Consider the following 25453-nt stretch of genomic DNA (forward strand, 5'->3'; position numbering starts at 1 on the left):
GCTAGTTCACTCCGAACGGCGCTTCTTGGCCCAGTCTCTATACGCCAAGAACATGTTGCCACCCGTCACCACGAGCAGAACCAGCAGCAACACCATGCTGGGGTTCGTGAAGATGATGACGCCCGCGAACACCACCCCGGCCCCGAAGATCTTCGCCAGGCTCACGACCAACTCACGGTCCAACCGTGCCGGCGCAGCCGCGAACTTCACCGCGGGCTCCGGACGGGGCTGTGGACGGGGCTGTGGACGCCGCCGTACCGCTGGTTGACCTCGCCTGCCGCTTCCGCCGAACTTCCAGGCCAAGGCGCCGACGGCAACGATGACGAACAGCACCGCAGTGGAGAGATCCGCATCCCCGGACGCGATGGATCCACCGATGATCAAGCCCACGATCAGAACCGGCAGCAGCATCCAGCCGATCAGCACCCAACCTGCCCGCCGCGCCTCCCCCGGGTCCGCCGACTGGGGTTGCCGGGGCCGGATCGTTTCGGCAACGGTCGCGGCGAACAGCTTTCCCATCGTTTTGAGTGGCGAGTTGGTGAGGTCGAGCATCACACCCAGGCGATCGGTGCCGGCCTGGGTCAGTTCGTAGTCTTCGGGGGCGCCGTCCTGCGGGCGCCGTACGACGAATGCCTCGCTGACCAGCGTGGCCAGGGTGGCCTGGACGCGTTGGTTGCTCGCACCGGTGCGGCGTACCAGCTCCGCGCGGGTCAACGGCGCGAACCGTAGGTGCTCCAGGAGCATGTTCTCCAACGCCGGATCGTTCCCCACAGATTTCCCCCTCAACTGGCCCCGGCCTGATTCTCGCAGGTACTCGTGGTCATCGAACCCACACAGAAAGCTGCAGGAAGCTGCAATCTCGGTGGGGTGAAATGGGTGGACGGGCTGGTGGACATCTACCGGGTATGACGCTGATACCGATCGAGGCTCGGAGTGGGCCGGTGAGTGAGGGAGTCGTGCACGACCCACCACCAAACGCGCGCCGGGAGCGGTTCGAGCAGGTCTTCGCGACGCATCGGGAGGCGGTGCTCGGGTACCTGCGCCGCCGGACCGACAGCGGCCACGACGCCGCCGACCTGCTCGCCGACACGTTCCTGGTCGCCTGGCGCCGGCTGGACGACGTACCGCTCGACCCACAGACCAGACCATGGCTGTACGGCGTAGCGCGCCGGGTACTCGCCAACCACCGCCGCGGTGAGGGCCGCCGGCACGCACTGGCCACCAAGCTGCGTGGCGAGCTCAGCGACGACGCACCGGCGCACCCGCTGCTGGAGGACACTCCCGCGGCACGTGCCTTCCGCGCCCTGCCGGAGCAGGACCGGGAGCTGCTGTCGCTGGTCGCGTGGGAGGAGCTCGACACAGGCCAGATAGCCACCGTCCTCGGCATCTCCCGCAACGCCGTACGCATCAGGCTGCACCGTGCCCGGAAGCGGTTCGCCAAGTTGCTCACCGCCCCACTCGCGAACCGCATCGTGGTCGCTCTCAGCACTGCGTCCACCCTGAAAGAAGGGGTTTCCCATGAAGACGCATGACATCGACGCCGCTGTCCGCGGCCTCAACCCGCAGCAGTCCACTGACAGCGTCTCGGACACCGCCTGGAGTGAACTGGCGGACGCCGTCACCACAGACGAGTCGACTCCGGTAGTACGCCCCCTACGCCGCTCACAACCCCGCCGTCTCGCGCTGGTCGCCGCGTGCACCCTGCTGATTGCCGGCGTGGTCGCCGCGACCGTGGTCAACCGCCCGGACCAGAGTCAGCCGCAGGCGCTGTCCTTCACCGAACGCGGCGACAAGTTGATCGTCCGGGTGGTCGACCCGAATGCGGACCCGAAGCGCTACAACGCCGAGTTCAAGAAGATGGGCCTGGATGTGACGGTCGAGAGCGTCGCGGTCAGCCCGCCGTGGGTCGGCAAGATGATCAGCTACACCGGCCGCAACGACAAGGACATGAGCCAGATCCGGATGCTGGAGCCGGGTGAGCTGTGCAACGGAACGCTGAACGCCTCGGACCCGGGCTGCCAGGAGGGCGTCGAGCTGCCGAAGAACTACGACGGCACGACCGAGATCCAGTTCGGCCGCGTGGCGAAGCAGGGCGAGATGTACATCCACACCTCGTCGTCGGCGACGGACAAGGGTGAGGTCTTGGCCGGGCTGACGGTGAAGAACAAGACCATCGACCAGGTCCTGCCGCTGGTCAGGTCCCGCGGCGTCCGCGAGATCGAGTACCTGACCAGCGACGGTCCCAACCAGGAGCCGGTGAAGTCCCCGCCCGGCAACTGGTACGTCGACGACGCCTCGACGTACGCAGAGGGCGAGGTCTCCTTATACGTCAGCCCGACACCGGTCAAGTAACCAGGAGCTGCAGCAAGCCTCCGGAGTACGTCGGACGCAGTACGGCCTCCACCCGGACGTACTGCGTCCGCACCGGTGTGAACGTCGTCGTATTGAGCCGATCCACCGCCACGTCGTACGGCGTGGTGTTCTGGACCGGCCGCCACGTCTCACCGTCCCGCCACAGCACCTGCCACGACTGCGGGACGCGACATTGACCGGAGCCGGTGTCGTCGAACCAGTACGCCGAGACCTCGGACAGCTCGCGTATCGAGCGCAGGTCGTACTCGATCCATTCCGTCGTACCGCGGCGGTCCCACCAGGTGAAGCGCGGAATCGACGTGTCTGCAGAGGATTCCGGCGTACGTCGGGAGTCCGGCGCCTCGAGCGAGTCACCGTCGTTCACGTGGGACGCGGTGATCCTGGTGCGGTAGGTCCACTCCTTGCCGTCTGGAGCGACCTGTGGGAACGAAGTGACCCGCAGGCGGGCCGCACCCATCGGAATGAGGGTCACGGTCTCCACAGGTTCGTCTGACAGCGCAGGCCCCGGCTGGAGCAGTCCGACCACGTCCTCGGTGTCTGTCTCCCACTGCGGGATCCGCCGGGCCAGTGTGGTCAGTGCGAGCGGCACACCGTCCGTGGTGAACGGGTTGTCGCCCACCTCCCGTCGTACGACATCGATCGGCGCGTCAGCGACCAGCCCGTAGTTCCACGGCGATTCCGGGTAGACGGAGAGCTCCGGCCACTCGTCCGTACCGCCGATGCGCTCGTAGCGCTCGTCGATCTGCAGCGAGTAGCTCAGCGGGCCGCGGTCGACGGACACCGAGTGCTGGTTGTCCTCCCACACCCGCGTCGTGGTGCGCATCGGCAGAGTGAGCTCGACGCGATCACCTGTGTGCCAGGTGCGGTCCAGCTTCATCCAGTCACCAGAGGTCTGCACCTGCTGTCCGTTGACCTTCACAGTGGCGCCGGTCGCCCAGCCAGGACGCCTTAGATAGAAGGGGAATCGGACCGGTCGCTGCGTCTGCACTGTGAACGTAATGGTGTCCGAGAACGGGTACTCCGTGTCCTGAACGACACTGACCGTCTCACCCGCTCCGACCGTCGCAGTAACCTTGCTGGCGGCGTACATCGACGCAGCGAGACCGTTGTCCGTCGTGGCGAGCCAGAGCTCCTGCACGTAGTACGGCCAGCCCATGCCGTAGTTGTGCGGGCAGCAGCGGTACTGGTGTACGCCGTACTTGTAAGACTGCATCGGGAACGGGTTCTGGAACTGCCCATGCTTCGGCCGGTCGTCGAGCTGCACGCTGTTGGCACAGGTGATGTAGTGCATGACCTGCTGCTGCGGGTCGTACGACGCCGACAGCGAGTTGAACGCCAGCTCCTCACATCTGTCCGTCCACGCTACGTCACCGGTGAAGCGGGTGAGCAGCTCGCAGCTGTGCATCAGCTCGACGATCCCGCACGTCTCGAACCCCTGTCGCGGGTCACCGAACCCGGGCCGCGAGTTCTCGTCGCCAGCGAACCCGCCACCCGGGAACTGGCCGTACAACCCCATGACCGTCGCATAGTTCCGGTACGTCGCCTCTCGGTGCTTGGCGTCTCCGGACAGCAGCCAGTACTGCAGCGGCTCCCGGAACCCCTGCGCCAGGTTGACGTTGTGCCAGTTGGGAATGCCGCTGACGTAGTCCGCGGACCCGTTGTGCATCTTCGTCACCAGGTCGAGCAGCCGCTGCTCTCCAGTGCGGTTGTAGAGCCAGTAGGCGCTGTCGATGTTGTCGCCCCAGCGGAACGCACCCCACGACCGGTTGAACACCTCCGGCGGCTGCGTGTTCTGGAACCGCAGGTACTTCGTCATGAACGGAATGACCCGCTCGTCACCGGAGTACTCGTACCAGGACCGGAACGCGGCCAGCAGCGGCATGCCCGGCCAGAAGTCCGGTCCGTTCTCCAGCGACGTCCGCAACCGCTCCGGACCGAACCACCCATCGGCTGCTTGTGTCGCGAGGATCCCGTCCATCCACCGCTGCGTCCGGGTCAGTACGCCGCTGTCGCCGGTGACGTACCCGAGGTCGCCGAAGCCACGCAGCCAGTACGGCAGCTCCTCCCACGCTCCCAGCGCCGGGTCGACCCAGCCGTTGGTCTCGTAGATCAGGAAGTCCGAGATCTCGTCGTACCGGCCGCAGAGCCCGTCGACCTGCAGCGCGAGTTGCTGCGCGAGCCAGCCGCGCGGCTCGATCGCACCGGGCGGGAGCTTCTGGAACGGGACCGGTCGGAGCGGGGCGCGCTGCGGGACGTAGTGCCCGCCGCGGCCGGCCGGCGGTCCGGACGGTCGGGCGGCCTCGGCAGGGGCTGGGTCGAGGGCAGTCACGACTGCCGCCGCGGCGAGGGAGACAGCAAGGAAGTCACGTCGGGGCATTCCTTCTGGAGTGGGTTCGGGCATGGCGAGGCCTTTCGAGTGACGGGGGCGGACATCACTGCGACGGAAAGACCGCACACGTTTTCCGTCGTTGACAACGTAGGACTGCCCGGCACGTCGGTCAAGATCAAAGCGCAGGTCAGAAAGGTCTCCAGGGCGATCCTGATAGGCTTCGCCGAACGACCGGAAGGAAACAATGATGAAGAGGCCAGGCGTGCGGATGGTCGATGTTGCCGCACTCGCCGGGGTGTCCGCCGGGACCGCGTCCAAGGCGCTCAGCAACACCGGCCAGCTGAGCCAGGAGACCAGGGACCGGGTACGCCGGGCCGCGGCGACGCTCGGGTTCACGCCAGATGCCCGCGGTCGTGCGCTCTCGTCCGGCCGGACGTACACCGTGGCGCTCCTGACCACCGACAGCTCGGGCCGCTTCAGCATCCCGATCATGCGCGGTGTCGAGGACGTGCTGAGCGCGGGCGAGCTGGCGACCGTCCTCTGCGACACCCGCGACGACCCGCTGCGCGAGCAGACCTACCTGCGTTCCCTCGTCGCGCGCGGCGTCGACGGCATCGTCGTCACCGGCCGCCGGACCGAGCCGCGGGCGCGCATCGACGTACCGCTGCCCGTTGTCTACGCACTCGCCGCCTCGACCGACCCGGCGGACGCCTCGGTCATCGTCGACGACGCCGGAGGCGCCGTCGCCACGATCACCCACCTGCTCCGCCTCGGCCGCTCCCGCATCGCCCACGTCACCGGCCCCGCCCACCACCGCTCCGCCGCCGAACGCGCCCAGGCCGTCACCACAACGGCCGGCACTGCCCTCTGCGGCGAGCCCCTCTACGGCGACTGGAGTGAACGCTGGGGCCGCCAGGCCACCGACCTGGTACTGCGTCAGAACCCGGACGCGATCAGCTGCGGCAGCGACCAGATCGCCCGCGGCGTCTGCGATCGCCTCCGCGAACTCGGCCACTCGGTACCCGAAGACATCGCGGTCACCGGCTACGACAACTGGCCCGTCATGGCGCTCGCCAGCCGCCCGCCGCTCACCACCGTCGACCTCCGCCTGGAAGACCTCGGCCGCCGCGCCGCCACGCTCCTCCTGGAAGCAATCGACGGCAAACCGCATCACGGCGTACTGGAACTCCCCACGCAGCTGATCACGCGCGAGTCGACCCTAGGAACCTGACTCCCGCCGCGGCTTGGACGCCCACCGATACGCGTACGCAACCCAGACAACCGCCGGTACGCCGAAGATCGCCGCCGCAATCTCCCGCCCGAACACCAGGAACAACAACCCCGCCAACACGAACGGCACCGCGAGCCACACAGCCCCGGCAAACGCCGCCCACCGCCACTTCCCCGGCTTCCGCGCCGGCGGCGCGTACAACGAGGACACCGGCAACCCAGCCAAGGCAGGCTCCAGCTCCCCATGGGTCGTCGCGGTGTTCAGCAGGTCGACCCGCCGATGCAGCTCCGCCTCGTCCAGCCGCCCGATCGCGAACTGCTCGGCCAATTCGTCCGCAACGACCCGCCGATCCTCGTCGGTCAACCGAATCGCAGCCATCCGCCGCCGAGCCGCGACCACCCGGGCTTCCTGCCCCGCAGCCGCAGCCATCCCCACCAGATCGGACGGCTTCACCGGTCGCCGCTCCACCATCCGCCTCACCTCACGCTCGTCCCTTCGAGTGTGCCAGACGCCCCGGAAGGCGTCTTCTGACGCTACGTCCCAGGTACTTGGTTGCCGGGTCCCGCAGAGACGCTGATCACAGATCCGGCACTCAACGCCGCAGCCGCACCAAGCCATCTCTGATCCCGACGGGCCGAACGGAGCCCCTGAGATTGGAGACGAGAACCATGAAGAAGACCCTCACCGCTCGCGTTCTGGCCGGCGCCGCGATCATCGGCGCCGCGGGCCTGTTCGTCGGGATCGCGCCGAGCGATGCAGCAGTACCGGCCCGGACGGCAGCCGTCAGCGCGCACGCCAAGCCCGCGCTCAAGCCGGCGAACCTGCGCTTCGCCTACAAGTGCTGGGGTAACGGCAGCCACTGCAACGTCGCGGTGTACGCGCCGACCGGGTGGAAGTTCACCCAGCTCAGCCGGCTGCAGGCGAAGTTCACCGACAGCTCGAACACCTGGATGCTGCGCGTCAACGGCGGCCTGGACGGCAAGGTCAGCACCAGCCGCGCCGCCGACCAGCGGGTCCACGCTCTGCACGGCGTGACCGGCTTCAAGCTGGTGTCCCGCAGCAACGGCAGCGCGCCGTCGAAGGTCGGCTGGGACGTGCCGCGGGTCGCCTACACGCAGATCACCTACACCTACCGCGACGGCGCCCGTGGTCAGCGGCTGGTCTCGACCCGCTTCGTCGACACGTTCGAGAACGGCCGGCGTGCGTACGTCGAGCTCACCGTCTCCGGTCGTACCCAGGACCGGGCCGGACTCGACAAGGTCCTGACCGTAGCGACTGAGCGGGTGGCGCTGGTCGGCTGACCAACCACAGCTCGCGGTGACCCGGGCAGCAGCGCCCGGGTCACTCACCGCTCAGTTCAGGACGGACGGGAGGGTTGCCGTCCAGGCCTCGCGGAGTTCGGTGAGCGGGACCTCGAACTGGTCCTGGACGTCGAGGGTGTCGCCGGTGATGACGCCGATCTTCGCGTGCGGGAAGCGGCGGGCGGTGCACATGTCGGTGAACCGCACCTCCTCGGTCCGCGGTACGGCGACGACCGCGCGGCCGGCCGACTCCGCGAACAGGAACAGGAACGGGTCGAGCCCGTCCGGCGCCCAGACCCGCGCGCCGACGCCGCCGCGCAGCGCGGACTCGACCAGCGTCTGGGCGACGCCGCCGTCGCTGATGTCGTGCGCCGCGTCGATCAGCCCGTCGCGGGACGCGTTGATCAGGATGTCGGCCAGCTGCTGCTCGGCCGCCAGGTCCACCGCCGGCGGCCGCCCGCCGAGGTGGCCGTGGACGACGTGCGCCCACTCGGACCCGGACAGTTCCTCCTCGGTCTCACCGAGCAGGTACAGCTGGTGGCCCTCCATCTCGGCCGTGAACCCGATCGGCGTACGGCGGGTGACGTCGTCGATCACGCCGAGCACACCGACCACCGGGGTCGGCAGGATCGCGGTCTCGCCGGTCTGGTTGTAGAACGACACGTTGCCACCGGTGACCGGGATGCCGAGCTCCTTGCACCCGTCGACCAGGCCGCGGATCGCCTCGGTGAACTGCCACATCACCGCCGGGTCCTCCGGCGAGCCGAAGTTCAGGCAGTCGGTGACCGCGACCGGGCGGGCGCCGGTGGTCGCGACGTTCCGGAACGACTCTGCGAGCGCGAGCTTGGCTCCGGTGTACGGGTCGAGCTTGGCGAACCGGCCGTTGCAGTCGGTCGACACCGCGACGCCAAGGCCGCTGGTCTCGTCGACCCGGATCATCCCGCTGTCCTCGGGCTGCGCGAGCACCGAGTTGCCGAGCACGTACCGGTCGTACTGGTCCGTCACCCAGGACTTGTCACACAGGTTCGGCGAGGCGACCAGCGTGAGCAGCGTGTCCCGCAGCTCCGCGCCGCTGCTTGCCCGCGGCAACTTCTCGGCGCCGTCGGCCTGCAGCTCGTCCTGCCAGGACGGCCGCTCGTACGGGCGGTTGTACACCGGACCTTCGTGCGCGACGGTCTCCGGCAGTACGTCGACGACCCGCTCGCCGTGCCAGTCGATCTCCAGCCGCCCGGTGTCGGTCACCTCACCGATCACATCGGCCTGGACGTCCCACTTCTCGCAGATCTTCAGGAACGCCTCGACGTTCTCCGGCGTGACGCAGGCCATCATCCGTTCCTGCGACTCGCTCATCAGGATCTCTTCGGGCGACAGCGAGGCATCCCGCAGCGGGACCTTGTCCAGCGACACCCGCATACCGCCGTCGCCCGCGCTGGCGAGCTCGGAGGTCGCACAGGACAGGCCGCCGCCGCCCAGGTCCTGGATGCCCTCGACGACGTTCGCGGCGAACAGCTCGAGCGTGCACTCGATCAGCAGCTTCTCCATGAACGGGTCGCCGACCTGGACCGCCGGCCGCTTGGTCGGGCCACCCTCCGCGAAGGTCTCCGACGCCAGCACCGACACTCCGCCGATACCGTCGCCGCCGGTCTTGGCGCCGTACAGGATCATCTGGTTGCCGACGCCGGTCGCGTTCGCGAGGTGCAGGTCCTCGTGCCGCATGACGCCGATGCAGAGCGCGTTCACCAGCGGGTTGCCCAGGTACGTCGGGTCGAAGACGACCTCACCGCCGATGTTCGGCAGGCCGAGGCTGTTCCCGTAGCCGCCGACGCCGGACACGATCCCCGGCAGCACGCGCTTGGTGTCCGGGGCGTCCAGCGGGCCGAACCGCAGCGGGTCCATCACCGCGACCGGGCGGGCGCCCATCGCGATGATGTCGCGGACGATGCCGCCGACCCCGGTCGCCGCGCCCTGATACGGCTCGACGTACGACGGGTGGTTGTGCGACTCGACCTTGAACGTGACGGCGTACCCCTCGCCGATGTCGATGACGCCGGCGTTCTCACCGATCCCGGCCAGCATCTTCCCGGCCGGCGTCTCCTGCGGGATCTCACCGAACCGCTTCAGGTGCACCTTGGACGACTTGTACGAGCAGTGCTCGCTCCACATCACCGAGTACATCGCCAGCTCGCAGCTGGTCGGGCGCCGCCCGAGGATGTCCCGGATCCGCTGGTACTCGTCCGGCTTCAGCCCAAGCTCAGCCCACGGCTGCTCGACGTCCGGGGTACTCGTGGCGTTGCTGACGGTGTCGGTGGACACGTTAGGACTCCTGCACTAGGTGGGACTCAGGTGAAACGGTAGCGGGCTGACGGGAGTCCATCAGATGGGCCACCAGCAGAGGGAGGGCGAAGCCGGTCATGATCGCGGGGAGGGCGACGCCGGCGTCGTTGAGGAGCATGCCGACGAGGCCGCAGGTGGAGAGCGCCAGCAGGGTGGGGCGGATCATCGGGAGGCTGTCGTAGAAGGTGCGGTACGCCTCGGACGGCACGCGGTGCGGCAGCAGCGTGGCCAGCATGCAGAGGAGGACCACGATGAGCATGAGCCATCCGGCCGGACCGCTGAAGAACTGCACTGCCATCTCCAGCTTGCGGATCAGTACGTCGCTGACGTCGCCGTCGAGGAGGCGGGCGACGAACGCGCCGAAGTGACTGCGCTGGTCCGGCGGACGCAGATAGTCGAGGAAGGCGACCGCGGACACAGCCAGTACGCCGGTCACACCCACACCGATCAGTGCGCGCAGTGAAATGCTCCCGCGCCACGTCAACCAGGCCATGAGCAGCACAGCCGGGGTCAGCGCGATGATGCCGCCGAAGTCCGTGCCCCAGCCCGGTCTGCCGTCCACAACGATCGCAGCGCCGCCGACGACCAGCACTGCGATCGCAGCCTGCACCCTGCTCTTGCTGATGAGCTTCTGCGCCGCGAAGCCCGCAGTGACGAGTGCCCCGACCGCCAGCGTCGCAAAGGTGGAGTTCCCGAAGCCGTAGAACCGTCCACCGATCACAGGCCCGTCAGCAAACATGCTGCCGACCTGCAGCGGCGTACCGAGCACGCCGTCGACCAGCAGGATCAGGTACGCCGCCATTGCGAGGCCGAGGTACGCGTACTTCTTCAGCACGACCTGTGCCGCCAAAGCGGCCAGCGCACTGATCCCCATGATCACGCAGTACAAGGAGAAACCGGGTGACGGCCAGCGCCACCAGACGGTCAGTGTGGACAGGAAGACCGCGAGGTAGAACCCGCCCTGCATCAGCAACGTGAACACCGCGGTACGCCGGGACGCGGGCGAGCGCCGGAACCAGAACCAGAGCAGCGCGAGCACCTCGGCCGCAACGATCGTCAGCGACACCGCGAACAGCATCGGCCGCGGCTGCTCGAACCGCTCGTTGGCGTCCAGCCGGTCCTCGATGACGGCCGCCGCGTCGGTGTGACGGTCTCCGGTGAAGTGGATCTCGTTACCGTCCAGCGGTCCCGCGTCGGCGGACCCTGCGGGATCGACGTTCGCCGGAGTCCGGCCCTTGAGGACGGTCGCCGTCACGTCGGTGAGCTGGATGAGCCCGGGGCGGCGGGTGCTGTCGCTGGTCAGCCAGCGCGGTCCGTTGTCCGGGGGCAGCTGCATGGCGACCAGCGACTCCTGGTGCGCGTTCGCGAGCTCCTGGCTGACACCGACCAGCAGGACCCAGCCGCCGGCCGCACGGGCCTGCGCCACCAGCTGAGCGACCTTCTGGCGCGCGTCCGCCCGTCCTTCCCGGGGCGGCAGCGCACCGGCGTCGACGATCGCGTCGCCACAGTCCGGCTTCGCCAACACGGAGGCATCGAACTCAGGCTGCCAGTTGGCCACAGAGCCGTCCGTCCGGGCCAGTGCGATCGCAGCACCCGGACCGAAGCCGCAGATGGGGTACCCGGTCTGGCCGAGGCGTCCGATCGGTGCGCCCGTGTGGTGCTCGGCCTGGCGGTCGACGTACGTCTGCCAGTCGCTCACCTTGCCGTTGGTCACCGCAGGCAGGTCACCGCACGGCTGGTCGGCCACACTCCCCCACGCCCGGGTGCCCGCACTGATCGTCAGCCACCCGTCGACCGGACAGGTGTGCGGACCGGCCGTCTTCACCGAGATCGAGCCCACGTGCGACTGGTTCACCAGCGCGGTCAGCTCCGGCGACGCCTTCACGTCGTTCCAGGTCAGCCCGGGTACGCCGATGACCACGACCTTCGCGAACAAGCTGGAGGGCGCCGCGTTCGCCGGCGCGACTGTCCCGATCACCGCGGCGGCGGTCGCGGCCAGCAGCACGGCCACCCGGAGAAGGGCCTGGTAGGGCCATGACCGCCCCACCCACAACCGCTTCATCAGGAGGCGACGACGGCCTTCAGCACCGAGGTGAAGAAGCCCAGGCCGTCCGTGGTCGGACCGGTGAGTGTCTCGACGGCGTGCTCCGGGTGCGGCATCAGGCCGACCACGTTGCCGCGCTCGTTGGTGATCCCGGCGATGTCGCGGTACGAGCCGTTCGGGTTGCCCAGGTAGCGCGCCACCACGCGGCCCTCGCCCTCCAGCCGGTCCAGCGTCGCCTCGTCGGCGACGAACGAACCGTCCTGGTTCTTCAGCACGATGGTGATCTCGTGGTTCGCGTCGTAGTCGCTGGTCCACGCGGTGCTGTTGTTCTCGATCCGCAGCACCTGGTCCTTGCAGACGAACTTGCGGTGGTGGTTCTTGATCAGCGCGCCGGGCAGCAGGTGCGACTCGCACAGCACCTGGAAGCCGTTGCAGATACCGAGCACCGGCATCCCCTCGCCCGCCCGCTTGATGATGGTCTCCATCACCGGCGCGAACCGGGAGATGGCACCGGCGCGCAGGTAGTCGCCGTACGAGAACCCGCCGGGCAGGACGACCGCGTCCACGCCGTGCAGGTCCTCGTCGCCGTGCCAGAGCGCGACCGCCTCGGCGCCGGCCACCGCGGCCGCGCGGCGGGCGTCGGCGTCGTCCAGCGAGCCCGGGAAGGTGACGACCCCGATCTTCACTGCCCAATCTCCGCGGTGTGGTCAGCCTCCACGTGCAGCGTGTAGTCCTCGATCACCGGGTTGGCCAGCAGCGTGTCGGCGGCCTTCCGGATCTCGGCGACCCGCTCCTCGGTCGCCTCACCGTCCAGGGTGATCTCGAAGCGCTTTCCCTGCCGGACGTCGGCCACGCCGTCGAAGCCGAGCCGGCCGAACGCGCCGTGCACCGCCTTGCCCTGCGGGTCGAGGATCTCGGGCTTGAGCATGACGTCGACGACAACGCGAGCCACTGACTACTCCAGGTTCGTTGCGGGGTGACGGCTGAATCCTACCGACCGACGCGAGGATTGCCGCATCCTGGACTATTCACTGAGTACATACACGCGATGTATAGTTCTGGCCATGGCCACTGCTGAGCTCGTCCTCGGGCTGCTGTCCGCCGGCCCGGCGCACGGGTACGACGTGAAGCGGGGCCATGACGCCTGGTTCCCGGACAGCCGGCCGCTCGCCTTCGGACAGGTGTACACGACACTTGGGCGACTGGAGCGGGACGGACTCGTCGAGGTGGTCGACAAGACCTCCGGCGGCGGACCGGACCGGACGGTCTACGCGTTGACGAGCAAGGGCCGCGATCACCTGAGCGACTGGCTCAACGACCCGGTGCCCCCGGCCTGGGGAAGCGCCGACGAGGTACTGCGGAAGCTCGTGGCAGCCATCCGGACCGGAGGCGACGCGGAGGGGTTCCTCGCCCGCCAGCGCGCCAGTCACCTGCGCCGGATCCGTGAGCTGCGGGAGACCCCGGCCGACAACGACCCGACCTCGCCCCTGGTGCGCGAGTACATCGTGGCTCACCTGGACGCTGATCTGCGCTGGCTGGACGGCGCACTGGACCGCATCTCCGAGCAGAGGGGGACTCGCTGATGAATGCTGCTCTGGAACTGGAACGAATCGAGTACGCCTACCGACGGAACACGGCCCTCCGCGGCGTCAGCCTGCAACTCAAGCCGGGTGAAGTCGTCGCGGTGACCGGTGCGAGCGGATGCGGCAAGTCGACGCTGCTGCACTGCGCGGCCGGCATCCTCACTCCGGACGCCGGTGCCGTGCACGTGGACGGCCAGGACCTGGCTGCTCTGCCGGAGGAGCAGCGTGCGGCGCTGCGCCGTACGAAGGTCGGCATCGTGCTGCAGTTCGGGCAGCTGGTGCCGGACCTGCCACTGGTCGACAACGTGGCGCTGCCGCTCTTGCTGGGTGGTCATGAGCGCGGTGAGGCCCACAAAGCCGCGATGAACTGGCTGGGCCAGGTGGGTATCGCTGACGACGCCGATGCGGTTCCGGGCGAGCTGTCCGGCGGCCAGACGCAGCGTGCTGCAGTAGCGCGCGCACTGGTCACCGGTCCGTCCGTAGTACTCGCCGACGAGCCCACCGGCAGCCTGGACAGTCGGGCCGGCCAGGAGCTCCTCGACGTACTGCTGGAGGCTGCCCGCTACCGCGGCGCTGCCCTGCTGATGGTGACCCACGACAACCTGGTGGCCGCGTCAGCAGACCGTGAGATCCGGCTGCGCGACGGCCTGATCCAGCACGAGGTGTCGCTCTGATGACGCTCGAGACGCTGGTACAGCTGGCGCGCTCACGGACGCCGGCGGACCGCAGCCGGGTCCAGCTGGCCACTGCAGCACTCGCACTCAGTGGAGCCCTGCTACTCGGCGCACTGCGCATCGCCCGACTGGGCAAGGGCGAGCTGAGCAACGATGTCTACAGCAACTACATCGCCGAGAGCGGCCTGCGCTCCGGGCTGATCGCGATCCTGATCATCCTGGCCGCACTCACCGGAGGCCTAGCGGTCCAAGCCTTACGACTGGGTACGGCGGCCCGCGAACGGCGACTGACTGCGCTACGGCTGGCAGGCGCCTCCAGGAAGCAGCTACGACAGCTGACCGTCACCGACGCGGCTATTGCCGGTCTGGCGGGTGGACTGCTGGCGGGGCCAGGGTACCTGGTCCTCAGCCTGCTGTTCGGTGCACTGCCGCTGATGGCGCGGGTCCTGCCCGGTGCACAGGCGATGGACGCGGTGCTGTGGATTCCCGTGGTGGTGATGATGACAGCGGCCGGTGCGGTGATCGGAAGCCTCCTGCACCGAGACGGGCCCATGTCCCGGCAACCACAGTCCGCGGCGCAGCGTCGTACCGGCATCATCGCTGGACCGGTACTGATCGCGCTCGGCCTGCTCGCCTCGCCGTGGATGGGGTACGTGGGCTCCACGATCGTGCTCGCGGGCCTGGCGCTGTTCTTCCTGAGCACCTCAGGGATCTGGATCCGCGGGTTGGGGCGGCGGCTGCAGCGGTCCGGCGACCCCGCCAACCTGCTCACCGGTCTCCGGCTGGTGACCGACTCCCGGCCCGCCACCCGGATCTGCATGCTGCTGGGCTGTTGCGGTTTCCTCGTCGGCACCTTGGCCAACGGGATCGCCAGCGTCCAGGTCGACGACCAGCTAGGCGGTACTACGGCGTTCTACACCACCGGTTTCGGACTGACGATCGCCGGACTCGTCCTGGTCGCCCTCACCGCGATGGCCGCGCTGATCGTCGGCGTCGCGGACCAACTGGTCGACCAGCGCCGCCAGTTCGCCAGCCTGACCGCTCTGGGTGTGGACCTGCCGTTCCTCCGCCGGGTCATTCGCCGCCAGCTGACCGTGGTCGCGGCTCCCGCACTGGCCGCCGGTCTGCTGTTCGGCACCGTGACCGGCATCAACCGGGTAGCCGGCGGCGCGGTCGGGCCGTTCGACCCGGGGACGCTGCTGCTCGCGGCGATCCTGACGATCGCAGGCTGGCTCCTCGGTCACCTCGGCGGCGCCGCCGCCGGTTTTCTGCTTCGCAACCAACTGCGGGACGCACTCGATCCCGAGAATCTAAGGGCGGCCTGATGACCTCGATACCTTTGGCGGTCCGACCCGCGATGCTGCTCGGGGTGCCGAACCGGATCACGCTGGTCCGGACCGTGATCGCGATGGCGCTCGCCACGTACGCGTTCGGCACCGGCGATCTGCTCTGGCTGGTGATCGGGTACGTCGCCTACTGGTTCGGCGACAGCCTCGACGGCTGGGTGGCTCGCATCCGGAACGAGGAGTCGCTGTCCGGTGCGGTGTTCGACGTCGTCTGCGACCGGGCGTGCTCGTTCCTGCTGGCGGCCGCGTTCATGGCGACATACCCGGACACGATCGGGCCGCTGGCGATCTACCTGGTGCAGTTCGGCGTACTGGACACCATGCTGACGTTCTCGTTCCTGCTCTGGCCGTGGGTGCTCAGCCCGAACTACTTCTACAAGGTCGACAAGCCGATCTACGTCTGGAACTGGTCCAAGCCCGCCAAGGCGCTGAACACCGGCGCCGTGGTGGTCTCGCTGGTCGTCGCCGGCCAGACCGGCGCCCACTGGCTGCCGTACGCCGTCGCGGTCGCGGCCCTCGCGGTCAAGGTCGTCTCGTCCTACCGGCTGGTCCAGATCCTGTGCGGCCGTCGCGCCGCCGCCCCGGGCGAGGCACGATGACAGGGTGGACCCTGGTCCACCCCTGGAAGGGGGCCTGAGTTCCGTGGCAATGGCCGGGATCGCACTTAGCCTCGGTGTCATGTGGGTGTGGCAACTGGTACTCGCGGTGGGCTACGGGATCGGGTCCGCCGTCGTACCGTTCGTGAACGCCGAGGCGTACGTGCTCGGCGTCGCTGCCACCCATGCCATGAACCCGCTGGTCGCCGCGAGCGGCGTCGCCGCCGGCCAGACGATCGGCAAGGTCGCGATGTTCCTCGCCGTCCGCTACCGCCCCGGCTACGCGGCGCGCAAGACCAAGGAACCGAGACCGGTCGACCTGGACACCCGCTGGGGCCGCTTCGTCCAGCGCAACCGCGACCTCAGCAAACGGCTCCTGGACGCGATGAGCGACAGCCGCTGGGGCATCCCGGTCACGTTGCTGAGCGCGTTCGCCGGCGTCCCGCCGCTGTACGGCGTCGCGCTGATCGGCGGCGCCTCGCGGATGAAGACCGTCGTGTTCACCCTGTCGGTCCTGGCCGGCCGCGGCGCCCGCTTCATCCTGCTCGCGCTGGGCATCGGCCTGCTCTAGGCGTCGAACTTCCGGCCGGTGAGCTGCTCGTACGCCGCGATGTACGACGACCTGGTCCGCTCGACGACCTCGTCGGTCAACGGCGGCGGCGCCTCACCCGACGTGCGGTCCCACCCGGACTCGAACTGCAGCCAGTCCCGGACGATCTGCTTGTCGTACGACGGCTGCGGCTTGCCCGGCGCCCACTGGTCGGCCGGCCAGAAGCGGCTCGAATCCGGTGTCAGCACCTCGTCGGCGAGAACGAGCGTCCCGTCCGCGCGGGCGCCGAACTCGAACTTCGTGTCCGCCAGGATGATCCCGCGCTCCTCGGCCATCGCCCGCGCCGTCGAGTAGATGTCGAGCGTGGTGTCCCGCAGGGCAGCCGCCGTCTCCGCGCCGACGGTCGCGACCACCACGTCGTACGACACGTTCTCGTCGTGCTCGCCGAGCTCGGCCTTCGTGGCCGGCGTGAAGATCGGGGTGTCGAAGCGCGAGCCCTCGACCAGGCCTCCCGGCAGCGGGATCCCGCAGACCGCGCCGGTGGCGTTGTAGTCGAGCAGGCCGGTGCCGCTCAGGTACCCGCGGGCCACACACTCCACCGGGTAGATCGCGAGCTTCTCGCAGACCACGGCCCGCCCGGCGACCTCGGCCGGCACGTCCGTGGAGATGATGTGGTTCGGCATGTCCAGCTGCTCGAACCACCACAGGCTCATCGCGGTGAGCACCTTCCCCTTGTCGGGGATCATCGACTCGAGGATCCAGTCGAACGCGCTCATCCGGTCACTCGCGACCATCAGCAGGTCGCCGGACTCGAGCTCGTACAGATCCCGGACCTTGCCGGAGTGGAGGTGCTTCGCACCAGGAATCTCGGGCGCCTGCGGAAGTGTGGTCACGCGGCCGATTCTTCCACCCGGCGCCCGAGGGCGGCAGGTACGCCCCTAGCGGCGCCGCAGCGCCAGCAGCTTGCCGGCCGTCGCGACCAGCCCGTCCCGGACCGTGCAGACCAGCGGATTCTCGGTCTGGGCGAGGCGGCCCAGCGTGCGGGAGCGCTTGACCAGCTTGGTCGTGGCAGGACGGCGCTCGGCGTCGTACGCCGCCAGCGCGAGCGCCAGGTCGCTCGTCCGGGTGAGGTGCCGCGCCAGCGCGCCGGCGTCCTCGATCGCCGAGCAGGCACCGCGACCCAGGTTCGGCGTCATCGCATGCGCCGCGTCGCCGAGCAGCACCACCCTCCCGTGCACGAACGGCACCAGCGGCAACGTCAGGTCGTAGATGTCGTTCTGCAGGATCTTCGCGCTACCCGCGATCAACCGCGGCAGCGGATCGTGCCAGCTCTCGAACACCGCCGGCTCGCTCTTTGTACCGGCCGGCTGGTTCGCGGTCGCGTACCAGTAGAACCGCCCGTCGATCAGCCGGGCGAACCCGAACAGTTGCCCATGGCCCCAGGTCTCCCCGCCGCCGTCGTCGAGATCGACCTCCGCGATTCCGCGGTACCCCGTGAACCCGGAGTACCGCGGGCCCGCGTACTGCGGATACACCGCGGTCCGTACCGCGCTCCGGATCCCGTCCGCGGCGACCAGCAGGTCGGCCCGCAGCTCGCCGTCGACCGTGACCCCGTCCGCATCTTGGGTCACCGTCCGTACGTCGTACCCGGTCCGCACCGTCACCGCCGGGCCGAACTCGGCCGTGATCAGGTCGTGCAGCTGCGCGCGGTGAATCATCACCGGGAGCTCCATACCGAGGTCGGGCGCACCGACCATCCAGCGGCCGTCGGGCTTGCGGATCCCGGCCGGCTTGGACTGCACGGACGACTTCTCGACGCCTTTGACCCCGAGCTCCTCGAGCACGGCGACCGCCGACGGCCAGACCGAGATCCCCGCCCCCACTTCGCCCAGCTCCGGCGCCCGCTCCAGCACTGTGACCTGCCAACCGCTGCGCTGCAGCGCGACAGCAGCGGTAACCCCTCCGATACCCGCCCCGACCACGATCGCCGTACTCATGACCTCGACTCTACATCTGTAGAGTTCGGCTGGGAAGTGCGAGACTGTGCGACGTGACGAAGGAAGCTCCGCGGGGTGCGGATCGGCAGGACGCGATCGCGGACGCGGCGATCCACCTCGTCGCGACCCGCGGGCTGCGCGGGCTGACGCACCGCGCCGTCGACGCCGAGGCGGGCCTGCCGCCGGGCTCCACGTCGTACTACCTGCGGACGCGGAACGCTCTGCTCACCGCGTGCGTGAGCCGGATGCTCACCCGGGACGTGGCCGGGATGCCGCCGCCCGGGGCGGATCCGGTCGAATTGATGGTGGCGATGACGGCGGGACTCGCGCAGGACCGGCCGGACGACCTGGTCGCGCGGTACGAGTTGTCGCTGGAGGCGAGCCGTCAACCGGAACTGCGGACCGCGATCGTCGAAGGCGGGCGGCAGTTGCGGGCGATGCTCGCGCACTTGCTGGCCGGACTCGGCATACCCGATCCGGAGGCAGCCGCGTGGCCGGTCGCCGCGATGCTCGACGGGCTCATGTACGACCGGGTCGCCGGGACCGGGACAACGCTCTCACCAGAAGCGTTCGAGTCCGCCGTACGACGCTCTGTCACGGCGCTGATCGCCGGACTCAGAGACGGTCCGTGACCGCGACGAAGGTGAAATAGCCGACGCCGAGCAGCATGCCCACGTGGCCGAGGACGGACAGGCCGGCGCCGGAACCCCAGGCGTCACTCTGCGCATCCTCGGAGTGCTTGCCGGCGCTCGGGAGCCAACGGGCCAGAAGCAACAATCCGATGACCGTCAGCAACCACCAGCCGGCCAGGATGACCAGCGCGATCTCCCGCCGACCGGTGATCAGGGCAACGACCCAGCCGATCAGCGTGATCACTCCGACCACGGTGTGCAGCCGCAACAGCGTTGCGGAGTACCCGTGCCGGCCGGCGCCGTGACCGGTGCCGTCGACAACAGTCCCTCCGAGCCGGACGCGCGTGATCAGTACGACGACCGCCCCGAGCGCGGTCAGGAACCAGGTGACGTTCGACCATTCCACGCACCGTTCCTACCCCACCCCACGGCCCGACGAACCATTCCGCGTGTCGTCCCACCGCTTGACGCTCGTCCAGAAAACAGCGCCCGGCGGGCCGAGTGTCCGCTCGGGGCCCGCCGGGCTGCCTTCGTTCAGGCGAGGTTCAACTGGTTCGGGTCTGTCCCTGCGTCGTCGTGCCTTGGCTCGGCTGCGTGCCCTGACCCTGCTGGGTTCCCTGGCCCTGTTGATTTCCCTGACCTTGCTGGGTTCCCTGGCCTTGACCCTGGCCCGGGAGTGTGCCTTGGCCGTTGCCCTGAGGGAATCCGCCGCGCATCCCGCCGCCGGGCCCGCCGAACTGGCCCTGCTGGTTGCTCGTGCCGTCCCACGAGTGCCCGACCGCCATGCCGCCGACGAAAGCCAGCACGGCAAGGATCGAACCGGCCCCAGCAAGCATCAGATTGCTAGGCCGCCCACCACCCTTCGCAACCTCCGGCTGCTGAGCCGGCGGGGCAGGTGGGGTGGCCGGGTTGTTCTGGGCGGCCTGTGCCGCCTGGAACTGGGCTTCTGGGGACTGTGTCATCTTCATGCTCCTGTTCCGGTGGAAAGGTCGTAGACGGTGGTGCTGCCGACGGTCTGGGCCGTGAAGTTCTCGCTGACCCAGGTGGCGATCTCGCTGGAGGTGCCGTTGCGGCCGCCCATCATCCCGCCGCCACTGCTCCCGATGAAGTAGTGGATCTTGCCCTGGGCAACCAGTCCCTTGAACTCGTCGAGCGACGGCGCCGGGTCGGTCCCGTTGAACCCGCCGATCGCCATGATCGGCTCGCCGGACGCGATCTGCAGCGGCGCGGCCCCGTTCGCGGTGACTGCCGCGGCGGCCCAGGTGTACCCCTTCGCGCCCTGCTGCAGCAGTGTCACCAGCTCACTGGAGACCCCACTGATCCCGCCACCACCGAGGAACCCGCCCATACCGCCACCACCAGGACCACCCTGCTGCTGCGTAGTACCGGTCCCCGGCTGTTGCGTCGTACCGGTGCCGGTCTGCCCAGGCGGCGTACCCATCCGGCCGTCACCACCGAAGCCACCACGTCCGCCACCCATGCCGCCCATGCCACCGGCACCCGAAGGTCCAGCGGACGGCAGTGCACCGGCATGCGCCGAATTGATCGTCGAGATCGAGTACGCCGTCGGTCCGGCCAGCGCGCTCACCGTGAGCAGTGTCGCCGCGAACAGCCCGGCCCGCCTGGCCGCCGTACGATGCAACTTCAACTCAGGCATGATCATCAGCAACCCGGCCGCCACCACACCGGTGGCCAGAACCGCCCAGCGCAGCCACGGCTGCCACGTCGGCGTCTGGTTCAGCAGCGCGAAGCTCCACCCACCCGTCAGCAGGATCCCGCCGGCCAACGTTGTCCGCGGCAACCATTCCGTACGGCGCTTCCAGAGCACCGCCATCGCCGCACCGATCAACGCACCGATCGCCGGCGCCAGCGCGATCATGTAGTAGCTGTGGATGATGCCCTGCATGTAGCTGAAGACCAGACCGGTGACAACCAGCCAGCCACCCCACAGCAGCGCGAACGCCCGCTTCCGATCGGTCCGCGGCGCCTTGCCCGAGGCGACAACCAGCACGATCGTCGCGAGCAGAGCCGCCGGCAGCAGCCAAGCGATCTGCGACGCGAACTCACCGCCGAACAGCCGCTGCACTCCGGCCGCGCCGCCCCAGCCCGCGCCGCCGGTCCCGCCGCCGACCGAGCCGGTCTCGTTGCCGTTCAACCGCCCGAGGCCGTTGTAGCCAAGGGTCAGCTCGAGGATGCTGTTCGTCGACGACCCGCCGATGTACGGTCGCGCCGACGCCGGAATCAGCTCGACGATCGCGACCCACCAACCGGCGCTCACGATCAGCGAAACAGTCGCCAGCACCAGGTGCAGGAGCCGCTTCCCCAGCGCCGGCTTCCCGGCGACCAGGTACGCAATCCCGAAGGCTGGCAGGATCAGGAACGCCTGCAGCATCTTCGTCAGGAACCCGAACCCGACCAGGGCACCGGCCAGGATCATCCATCGCGCCGAGTGCTTCACGGAGTCGATCGCCCGCGTCACCGCCCAAGCACCGGCGCAGAGCAGCAGGATCAGCAGCGCGTCCGGGTTGTTGAACCGGAACATCAGGACGGCGACCGGCGTCAGCGCGAGGATCGCTCCGGCCAGCAAGCCGGCGTTCGCGGAGAACCAGCGCCGTACGGACACGTACACGAAGCCGACGCTCGCGACGCCCATCAGCGCCTCGGGTACCAGCATGCTCCAGGTGTTGAAGCCGAAGATCCGCCCCGACAGCCCCATCACCCACAGCGAGGCGGGGGTCTTGTCGACGGTGATGAAGCTGGAGGAGTCGAACGACCCGAAGAACCAGGCCTTCCAGCTCGTCGACCCGGCCTGCGCCGCGGCGGCGTAGTACTCGTTCGCGTAGCCGTTCTTGGACAGGCCCCACAGGTACGCGATCGCGGTCAGCGCCAGCAGACCGCCGTACAGGACCTTGTCCTTTCCGAGGGTGTACTGCGTGCTGATCGCGCGAGGTCTGGTCGCCTCGACGGGATCGGTGAGCGTTGCCATATCAGTTGCTCCGGGTGTTTTCGAGAACCGCCGGGGGTTCGAAGGTGGGGATGGTGGGTGCGTCGTCGTCGAAGACCCAGGCCTGGAAGAGACTGAACCGGACGACGGTCGCGGCCAGGTTCGCGATGGTCAGGACGGTGATCTCCACCGCCTGGTGCGGCGCGGAGACCGCGGTGTGCAACAGCCAGAGCGACGCCGCGGTCAGGCTCCAGCCGATCCCGAAGGTGACCAGGCCGCGCAGGTGATGCCGCCAGCGGCCTTCCACACCGCGCACCCCGAACGTGATCCGCCGGTTGAGCGCGGTATTGCCGACCGCGGTGATCAGCAGCGCCAGCAGGTTCGCCACCTGGGCCGGCATGCCTTGGCGCAGCACGAGATAGAGCAGCGCGTACGCCGCCGTACTCAGCACCCCGACCGCGCAGAACCGCAGGACCCGCGCGGCCAGCGCGGTCCGGGGATCGAGAATGCGCGGCCGACCGTACTTCTGCCGGATCGGCTCCAGGTCGACGCGACTGCGCATCAGCCGGGCGATCCCCCGCAGGTCCTCGCCCACCGTCTTCGCGATCGCGACCCGGGAGTCCAGGTCGTCGACCCAGTCCACCGGTACCTCGTGGATCCGCAGCCCGGCCTGCTCCGCGAGCACCAGCAGTTCGGTGTCGAAGAACCAACTGGTGTCCTCCACGAGCGGCAGCAGCTCGCGCGCCACGTCGGCGCGGATCGCCTTGAACCCGCACTGCGCGTCGGAGAAGTGCGCGCTCAACGTTGCCCGTAGCAACAGGTTGTACGAGCGCGAGATGAACTCCCGCTTCGGCCGCCGGACCACCCGGGAGCTCTTCGCCAACCGGGTGCCGATGGCAACGTCACTGTGCCCGGCGAGCAGCGGCGCGACCAGTGGCAGCAGCGCGTTCAGGTTGGTGGACAGGTCGACGTCCATATAGGCGAGCACCTCGGCGGTGCTGGCGGACCAGACCTGTTTCAGCGCGCGGCCGCGCCCGGACTGCTCGAGCCGGACCACCCGGACCCCGGGCAGCTCGGCGGCGAGCAGCGTACCGATCTCATATGTCGCGTCCGTACTTCCGTTGTCCGCGATGCAGACCTCGGCCGGAAACGGGAAAGCGGTGTCGAGGAACTCCCGCAACCGTCTGATATTCGGTCCGAGGTCGTTTTCCTCGTTCTTGACGGGTACGACGATCTCGACCCGAGGATGACCTGGAATCTGCATGTCACCGATGCTGTCCGGTGAACCTGAGTCAGCCCCTGCGCGTGGCTGGCAGTTTCCTGGGACTCACCGCGTACGACGGAGCCAGAGCAGGCCGAGCACGGGGAGGACGAGCGGCACGAAGCCGTAGCCCTGGCCGAAGTGCGACCACACGGTCGCGTCAGGGAAGTCGTCCGGTACGGCGTAACTGAAGGCGCCGATCCCGATCACGCCCGCCAGCTCGATCGCGATCGCGGCCGTGGCGACCTTGCGCGACACCACGGTCGCCTTCGCCAGCGCGAACGTCGCGGCGCAATAGATGACCGCGGCAACGGCCGACAACAGGTACGCGATCGGGGCGTCGCCGAACTTGGTCGCGATCTGTACGCCGGCCCGCGCGGTCGCGGCCAGCGCGAACACGCCGTACACCGCGATCAGGATCCGCCCGGGCCCGTGCTTCGTGGCCGCTGGATCGGTCACCTCAGACCGCCCACAGGTCGTGCAGCCGCAGCTCGACGATCGGGATCACCAGACAGGCGATCGCCAGCGCACCGGCACCCCACCGGCTGCTCTCGGCCAGCGCCCAGAACGCCCCGATCGGCAGGATGATCAGCGACCCGATCAGGTACCCGATGAAGAACGGCCCGGACACGTCCCGGTCGGTGCCGGCGTACTGCGCGATCCCGACGACCAGTTGCGCGATCAGCCCGACCTCGAGAACCCCGACCGCGCCCAGCACGGTCCAGTCGATCCGCTTGTCCCGCGCCGTCAGCACGACGGCGTACACCATCGCAAGCAGCGCCAGCGCAACAAGACCCCAGGTGAGCGGTGCGAACACGAGTTAGAGGATGTCACCCGGTGTGTAGGCGGCTGCTTCGGGGTGTCGCTTGGCGAGTTCGTCGATCTTGGCGACGACCGTGGCGACCTGGGAGACGGCCGCGCCGGTGAAGGACAGCGGCTCGCCGACGATGCCGACGATCTGCTCCTCGGTGAGGCCGAGGCGGCCGTCGGCGCCGAGGCGGTGGAACAGGTCGTTCGCCGCGAGGCCCTTGCGCAGGTCGAGCGCGGTGGCGACCGCGTGCTCCTTGATCACCTCGTGCGCGGTCTCCCGGCCGACACCGTTCTTCACCGCGGCCATCAGCACCTTGGTCGTGGTCAGGAACGGCAGGTACCGCTCGAGCTCCCGCGACACGACCGCCGGATACACCCCGAACTCGTCCAGCACGGTCAGGAACGTCTCGAACAGCCCGTCCAGCGCGAAGAACGCGTCCGGCAGCGCGACGCGCCGTACGACGGAACAGAAAACGTCGCCCTCGTTCCACTGGTTGCCGGCCAGCTCGCCCGCCATCGACGCGTAGCCGCGGAGGATCACCGCGAGCCCGTTGACCCGCTCGCAGGACCGGGTGTTCATCTTGTGCGGCATCGCCGAGGAGCCGACCTGGCCCTCCTTGAAACCTTCGGTGACCAGCTCGTGCCCGGCCATCAGCCGGATCGTGGTCGCCAGGCTCGACGGCCCGGCGGCCAGCTGCACCAGCGCGGACACGACCTCGTAGTCGAGCGACCGCGGGTACACCTGGCCGACGCTCGTCAGCGTGTGGCTGAACCCGAGGTGCTGGGCGATGTCCTGCTCCAGCTCGTCCAGCTTGGCCGGGTCACCGCCGAACAGGTCCAGCATGTCCTGCGACGTACCCACCGGGCCCTTGATGCCGCGCAGCGGGTACCGCTCGATCAGCTCCTCGATCCGGGCGACCGCGACCAGCAGCTCGTCGGCGGCCGACGCGAACCGCTTGCCGAGCGTGGTCGCCTGCGCGGCCACGTTGTGCGAACGCCCGGTCAGCACCAGCGCCGCGTGGTCGGCCGCCAGCTGGCCCAGCCGGACGGCGGTCGCCACCGCACGGTCCCGGACCAGTTCCAGGCCGGCGCGGATCTGGAGCTGCTCGACGTTCTCGGTCAGGTCACGACTCGTCATCCCCTTGTGGATGTGTTCGTGCCCGGCGAGCGCGCTGAACTCCTCGATCCGCGCCTTCACGTCGTGCCGCGTGACCCGCTCGCGGTCCGCGATCGACGCCAGGTCGACCTGGTCGACCACTCGTTCGTAGTCCTCGACGACCCCGTCCGGAACCGCGACCCCGAGCCGGCTCTGGGCCTTCAGTACGGCGACCCAGAGCTTCCGCTCGAGCACGATCTTGTGCTCCGGTGACCACAGCTCCGCCATCGACAGACTGGCGTAGCGCGCGGCGAGAACGTTGGGGATCCGGGGTTTGGTCACGAACCCCATT

At 68.9% G+C, this 25453-nt stretch carries 26 protein-coding genes; 10 read left to right on the top strand and 16 right to left on the bottom strand.

Annotated elements, in window-relative coordinates; genetic code table 11:
- Positions 1–6: 6 nt before the first annotated feature.
- Positions 7–771, bottom strand: a complete 765-nt coding sequence (locus tag ACLJOO_RS08755) for a hypothetical protein (RefSeq protein WP_410786355.1) — start codon at positions 769–771, stop codon at positions 7–9.
- Positions 772–941: 170 nt separating this feature from the next.
- Between ACLJOO_RS08755 and ACLJOO_RS08760 the strand changes: the two genes are divergently transcribed.
- Together ACLJOO_RS08760 and ACLJOO_RS08765 are read left to right on the top strand one after the other, a co-directional pair.
- Positions 942–1532 carry an RNA polymerase sigma factor gene (locus tag ACLJOO_RS08760; RefSeq protein WP_410786356.1) on the top strand — a complete coding sequence of 197 codons (591 nt, stop codon included), beginning with the start codon at positions 942–944 and terminating at the stop codon, positions 1530–1532.
- Positions 1519–2352, top strand: a complete 834-nt coding sequence (locus ACLJOO_RS08765) for a hypothetical protein (RefSeq protein ID WP_410786357.1) — start codon at positions 1519–1521, stop codon at positions 2350–2352. Before ACLJOO_RS08760 ends, ACLJOO_RS08765 begins: the two co-directional genes overlap by 14 nt.
- Here ACLJOO_RS08765 and ACLJOO_RS08770 read toward each other — a convergent pair.
- On the bottom strand, positions 2345–4750 hold the full coding sequence (locus tag ACLJOO_RS08770) for a beta-L-arabinofuranosidase domain-containing protein (RefSeq protein WP_410786358.1): 2406 nt from the start codon (positions 4748–4750) through the stop codon (positions 2345–2347). The genes ACLJOO_RS08765 and ACLJOO_RS08770 overlap by 8 nt on opposite strands.
- A gap of 199 nt (positions 4751–4949) precedes the next feature.
- Between ACLJOO_RS08770 and ACLJOO_RS08775 the strand changes: the two genes are divergently transcribed.
- Complete coding sequence (locus ACLJOO_RS08775) at positions 4950–5933, top strand: LacI family DNA-binding transcriptional regulator (RefSeq protein WP_410786359.1); 984 nt, start codon at positions 4950–4952, stop codon at positions 5931–5933.
- Here the strand turns inward: ACLJOO_RS08775 and ACLJOO_RS08780 are convergent.
- Positions 5922–6404, bottom strand: coding sequence for a DUF1707 domain-containing protein (locus tag ACLJOO_RS08780; RefSeq protein WP_410786360.1), 483 nt, complete (start codon positions 6402–6404; stop codon positions 5922–5924). The genes ACLJOO_RS08775 and ACLJOO_RS08780 overlap by 12 nt on opposite strands.
- 197 nt (positions 6405–6601) lie before the next feature.
- On the opposite strand from ACLJOO_RS08780, the gene ACLJOO_RS08785 reads away from it, so the two are divergent.
- Entirely contained in the window at positions 6602–7234 is a 633-nt protein-coding gene (locus tag ACLJOO_RS08785) for a hypothetical protein (protein WP_410786361.1), read from the top strand.
- Positions 7235–7285: 51 nt separating this feature from the next.
- Here ACLJOO_RS08785 and purL read toward each other — a convergent pair whose 3' ends face one another.
- The 4 genes from purL to purS are packed head-to-tail and all read right to left on the bottom strand — an operon-like array spanning position 7286 to position 12564.
- A complete protein-coding gene (gene purL / locus ACLJOO_RS08790; protein WP_410786362.1) occupies positions 7286–9547 on the bottom strand; it encodes a phosphoribosylformylglycinamidine synthase subunit PurL in 2262 nt (753 codons plus the stop codon).
- Position 9548: 1 nt separating this feature from the next.
- Complete coding sequence (locus tag ACLJOO_RS08795) at positions 9549–11579, bottom strand: hypothetical protein (RefSeq protein WP_410786363.1); 2031 nt, start codon at positions 11577–11579, stop codon at positions 9549–9551.
- Positions 11580–11629: 50 nt separating this feature from the next.
- The gene (gene purQ, locus ACLJOO_RS08800; protein WP_410786364.1) at positions 11630–12298 is read right to left on the bottom strand and encodes a phosphoribosylformylglycinamidine synthase subunit PurQ; all 669 of its coding nucleotides are present in this window, start codon (positions 12296–12298) and stop codon (positions 11630–11632) included.
- Positions 12295–12564 carry a phosphoribosylformylglycinamidine synthase subunit PurS gene (gene purS, locus ACLJOO_RS08805; protein ID WP_410786365.1) on the bottom strand — a complete coding sequence of 90 codons (270 nt, stop codon included), beginning with the start codon at positions 12562–12564 and terminating at the stop codon, positions 12295–12297. Before purS ends, purQ begins: the two co-directional genes overlap by 4 nt.
- 112 nt (positions 12565–12676) lie before the next feature.
- On the opposite strand from purS, the gene ACLJOO_RS08810 reads away from it, so the two are divergent.
- The 5 genes from ACLJOO_RS08810 (at position 12677) to ACLJOO_RS08830 (ending at position 16382) form a co-directional block, all read left to right on the top strand.
- The gene (locus ACLJOO_RS08810) at positions 12677–13195 is read left to right on the top strand and encodes a PadR family transcriptional regulator (protein ID WP_410786366.1); all 519 of its coding nucleotides are present in this window, start codon (positions 12677–12679) and stop codon (positions 13193–13195) included.
- Entirely contained in the window at positions 13195–13869 is a 675-nt protein-coding gene (locus ACLJOO_RS08815) for an ABC transporter ATP-binding protein (protein ID WP_410786367.1), read from the top strand. The genes ACLJOO_RS08810 and ACLJOO_RS08815 overlap by 1 nt, the downstream gene beginning before the upstream one ends.
- Positions 13869–15194 carry a hypothetical protein gene (locus tag ACLJOO_RS08820; RefSeq protein ID WP_410786368.1) on the top strand — a complete coding sequence of 442 codons (1326 nt, stop codon included), beginning with the start codon at positions 13869–13871 and terminating at the stop codon, positions 15192–15194. Before ACLJOO_RS08815 ends, ACLJOO_RS08820 begins: the two co-directional genes overlap by 1 nt.
- Positions 15194–15814 carry a CDP-alcohol phosphatidyltransferase family protein gene (locus tag ACLJOO_RS08825; protein ID WP_410786369.1) on the top strand — a complete coding sequence of 207 codons (621 nt, stop codon included), beginning with the start codon at positions 15194–15196 and terminating at the stop codon, positions 15812–15814. Before ACLJOO_RS08820 ends, ACLJOO_RS08825 begins: the two co-directional genes overlap by 1 nt.
- A 79-nt stretch (positions 15815–15893) precedes the next feature.
- The gene (locus tag ACLJOO_RS08830; RefSeq protein ID WP_410786370.1) at positions 15894–16382 is read left to right on the top strand and encodes a hypothetical protein; all 489 of its coding nucleotides are present in this window, start codon (positions 15894–15896) and stop codon (positions 16380–16382) included.
- On the opposite strand, the gene ACLJOO_RS08835 is transcribed toward ACLJOO_RS08830, so the two are convergent.
- Complete coding sequence (locus ACLJOO_RS08835) at positions 16379–17254, bottom strand: phosphoribosylaminoimidazolesuccinocarboxamide synthase (protein ID WP_410786371.1); 876 nt, start codon at positions 17252–17254, stop codon at positions 16379–16381. The two genes, ACLJOO_RS08830 and ACLJOO_RS08835, sit on opposite strands and share 4 nt — an antisense overlap.
- Positions 17255–17299: 45 nt before the next feature.
- Positions 17300–18358 (bottom strand): FAD-dependent monooxygenase, encoded by a 1059-nt coding sequence (locus ACLJOO_RS08840; protein WP_410786372.1) that lies wholly within the window; start codon positions 18356–18358, stop codon positions 17300–17302.
- 53 nt (positions 18359–18411) lie between these two features.
- Between ACLJOO_RS08840 and ACLJOO_RS08845 the strand changes: the two genes are divergently transcribed.
- Positions 18412–18990, top strand: a complete 579-nt coding sequence (locus ACLJOO_RS08845) for a TetR/AcrR family transcriptional regulator (protein ID WP_410786373.1) — start codon at positions 18412–18414, stop codon at positions 18988–18990.
- On the opposite strand, the gene ACLJOO_RS08850 is transcribed toward ACLJOO_RS08845, so the two are convergent.
- The 7 genes from ACLJOO_RS08850 to purB form a co-directional block, all read right to left on the bottom strand.
- Positions 18974–19396 (bottom strand): hypothetical protein, encoded by a 423-nt coding sequence (locus ACLJOO_RS08850; protein WP_410786374.1) that lies wholly within the window; start codon positions 19394–19396, stop codon positions 18974–18976. The genes ACLJOO_RS08845 and ACLJOO_RS08850 overlap by 17 nt on opposite strands.
- Positions 19397–19535: 139 nt before the next feature.
- A complete protein-coding gene (locus ACLJOO_RS08855) occupies positions 19536–19952 on the bottom strand; it encodes a hypothetical protein (RefSeq protein WP_410786375.1) in 417 nt (138 codons plus the stop codon).
- 2 nt (positions 19953–19954) lie between these two features.
- Positions 19955–21976 carry a glycosyltransferase family 39 protein gene (locus tag ACLJOO_RS08860; RefSeq protein WP_410786376.1) on the bottom strand — a complete coding sequence of 674 codons (2022 nt, stop codon included), beginning with the start codon at positions 21974–21976 and terminating at the stop codon, positions 19955–19957.
- 1 nt (position 21977) lies between these two features.
- The gene (locus tag ACLJOO_RS08865) at positions 21978–23198 is read right to left on the bottom strand and encodes a glycosyltransferase (protein ID WP_410786378.1); all 1221 of its coding nucleotides are present in this window, start codon (positions 23196–23198) and stop codon (positions 21978–21980) included.
- Positions 23199–23261: 63 nt separating this feature from the next.
- Entirely contained in the window at positions 23262–23654 is a 393-nt protein-coding gene (locus ACLJOO_RS08870) for a hypothetical protein (RefSeq protein ID WP_410786379.1), read from the bottom strand.
- Position 23655: 1 nt separating this feature from the next.
- Entirely contained in the window at positions 23656–24012 is a 357-nt protein-coding gene (locus ACLJOO_RS08875; protein WP_410786380.1) for a hypothetical protein, read from the bottom strand.
- Positions 24013–24015: 3 nt separating this feature from the next.
- On the bottom strand, positions 24016–25443 hold the full coding sequence (gene purB, locus ACLJOO_RS08880) for an adenylosuccinate lyase (protein ID WP_410786382.1): 1428 nt from the start codon (positions 25441–25443) through the stop codon (positions 24016–24018).
- Positions 25444–25453: the final 10 nt, after the last annotated feature.

It is taken from the genome of Kribbella sp. C-35, assembly GCF_046549195.1.
Lineage (GTDB): Bacteria > Actinomycetota > Actinomycetes > Propionibacteriales > Kribbellaceae > Kribbella.

What these genes read in the sequence shown, in the direction of transcription:
- ACLJOO_RS08815 (WP_410786367.1), top strand. Translation starts at nt 13,195, where the DNA reads ATGAATGCTGCTCTGGAACTGGAACGAATCGAGTACGCCTACCGACGG.
- ACLJOO_RS08840 (WP_410786372.1), bottom strand. Translation starts at nt 18,358, where the DNA reads ATGAGTACGGCGATCGTGGTCGGGGCGGGTATCGGAGGGGTTACCGCT.
- ACLJOO_RS08770 (WP_410786358.1), bottom strand. Translation starts at nt 4,750, where the DNA reads ATGCCCCGACGTGACTTCCTTGCTGTCTCCCTCGCCGCGGCGGCAGTC.
- ACLJOO_RS08785 (WP_410786361.1), top strand. Translation starts at nt 6,602, where the DNA reads ATGAAGAAGACCCTCACCGCTCGCGTTCTGGCCGGCGCCGCGATCATC.
- ACLJOO_RS08830 (WP_410786370.1), top strand. Translation starts at nt 15,894, where the DNA reads ATGTGGGTGTGGCAACTGGTACTCGCGGTGGGCTACGGGATCGGGTCC.
- ACLJOO_RS08865 (WP_410786378.1), bottom strand. Translation starts at nt 23,198, where the DNA reads ATGCAGATTCCAGGTCATCCTCGGGTCGAGATCGTCGTACCCGTCAAG.
- ACLJOO_RS08775 (WP_410786359.1), top strand. Translation starts at nt 4,950, where the DNA reads ATGAAGAGGCCAGGCGTGCGGATGGTCGATGTTGCCGCACTCGCCGGG.
- ACLJOO_RS08765 (WP_410786357.1), top strand. Translation starts at nt 1,519, where the DNA reads ATGAAGACGCATGACATCGACGCCGCTGTCCGCGGCCTCAACCCGCAG.
- ACLJOO_RS08825 (WP_410786369.1), top strand. Translation starts at nt 15,194, where the DNA reads ATGACCTCGATACCTTTGGCGGTCCGACCCGCGATGCTGCTCGGGGTG.
- ACLJOO_RS08780 (WP_410786360.1), bottom strand. Translation starts at nt 6,404, where the DNA reads ATGGTGGAGCGGCGACCGGTGAAGCCGTCCGATCTGGTGGGGATGGCT.
- ACLJOO_RS08820 (WP_410786368.1), top strand. Translation starts at nt 13,869, where the DNA reads ATGACGCTCGAGACGCTGGTACAGCTGGCGCGCTCACGGACGCCGGCG.
- ACLJOO_RS08855 (WP_410786375.1), bottom strand. Translation starts at nt 19,952, where the DNA reads ATGACACAGTCCCCAGAAGCCCAGTTCCAGGCGGCACAGGCCGCCCAG.
- ACLJOO_RS08860 (WP_410786376.1), bottom strand. Translation starts at nt 21,976, where the DNA reads ATGGCAACGCTCACCGATCCCGTCGAGGCGACCAGACCTCGCGCGATC.
- ACLJOO_RS08810 (WP_410786366.1), top strand. Translation starts at nt 12,677, where the DNA reads ATGGCCACTGCTGAGCTCGTCCTCGGGCTGCTGTCCGCCGGCCCGGCG.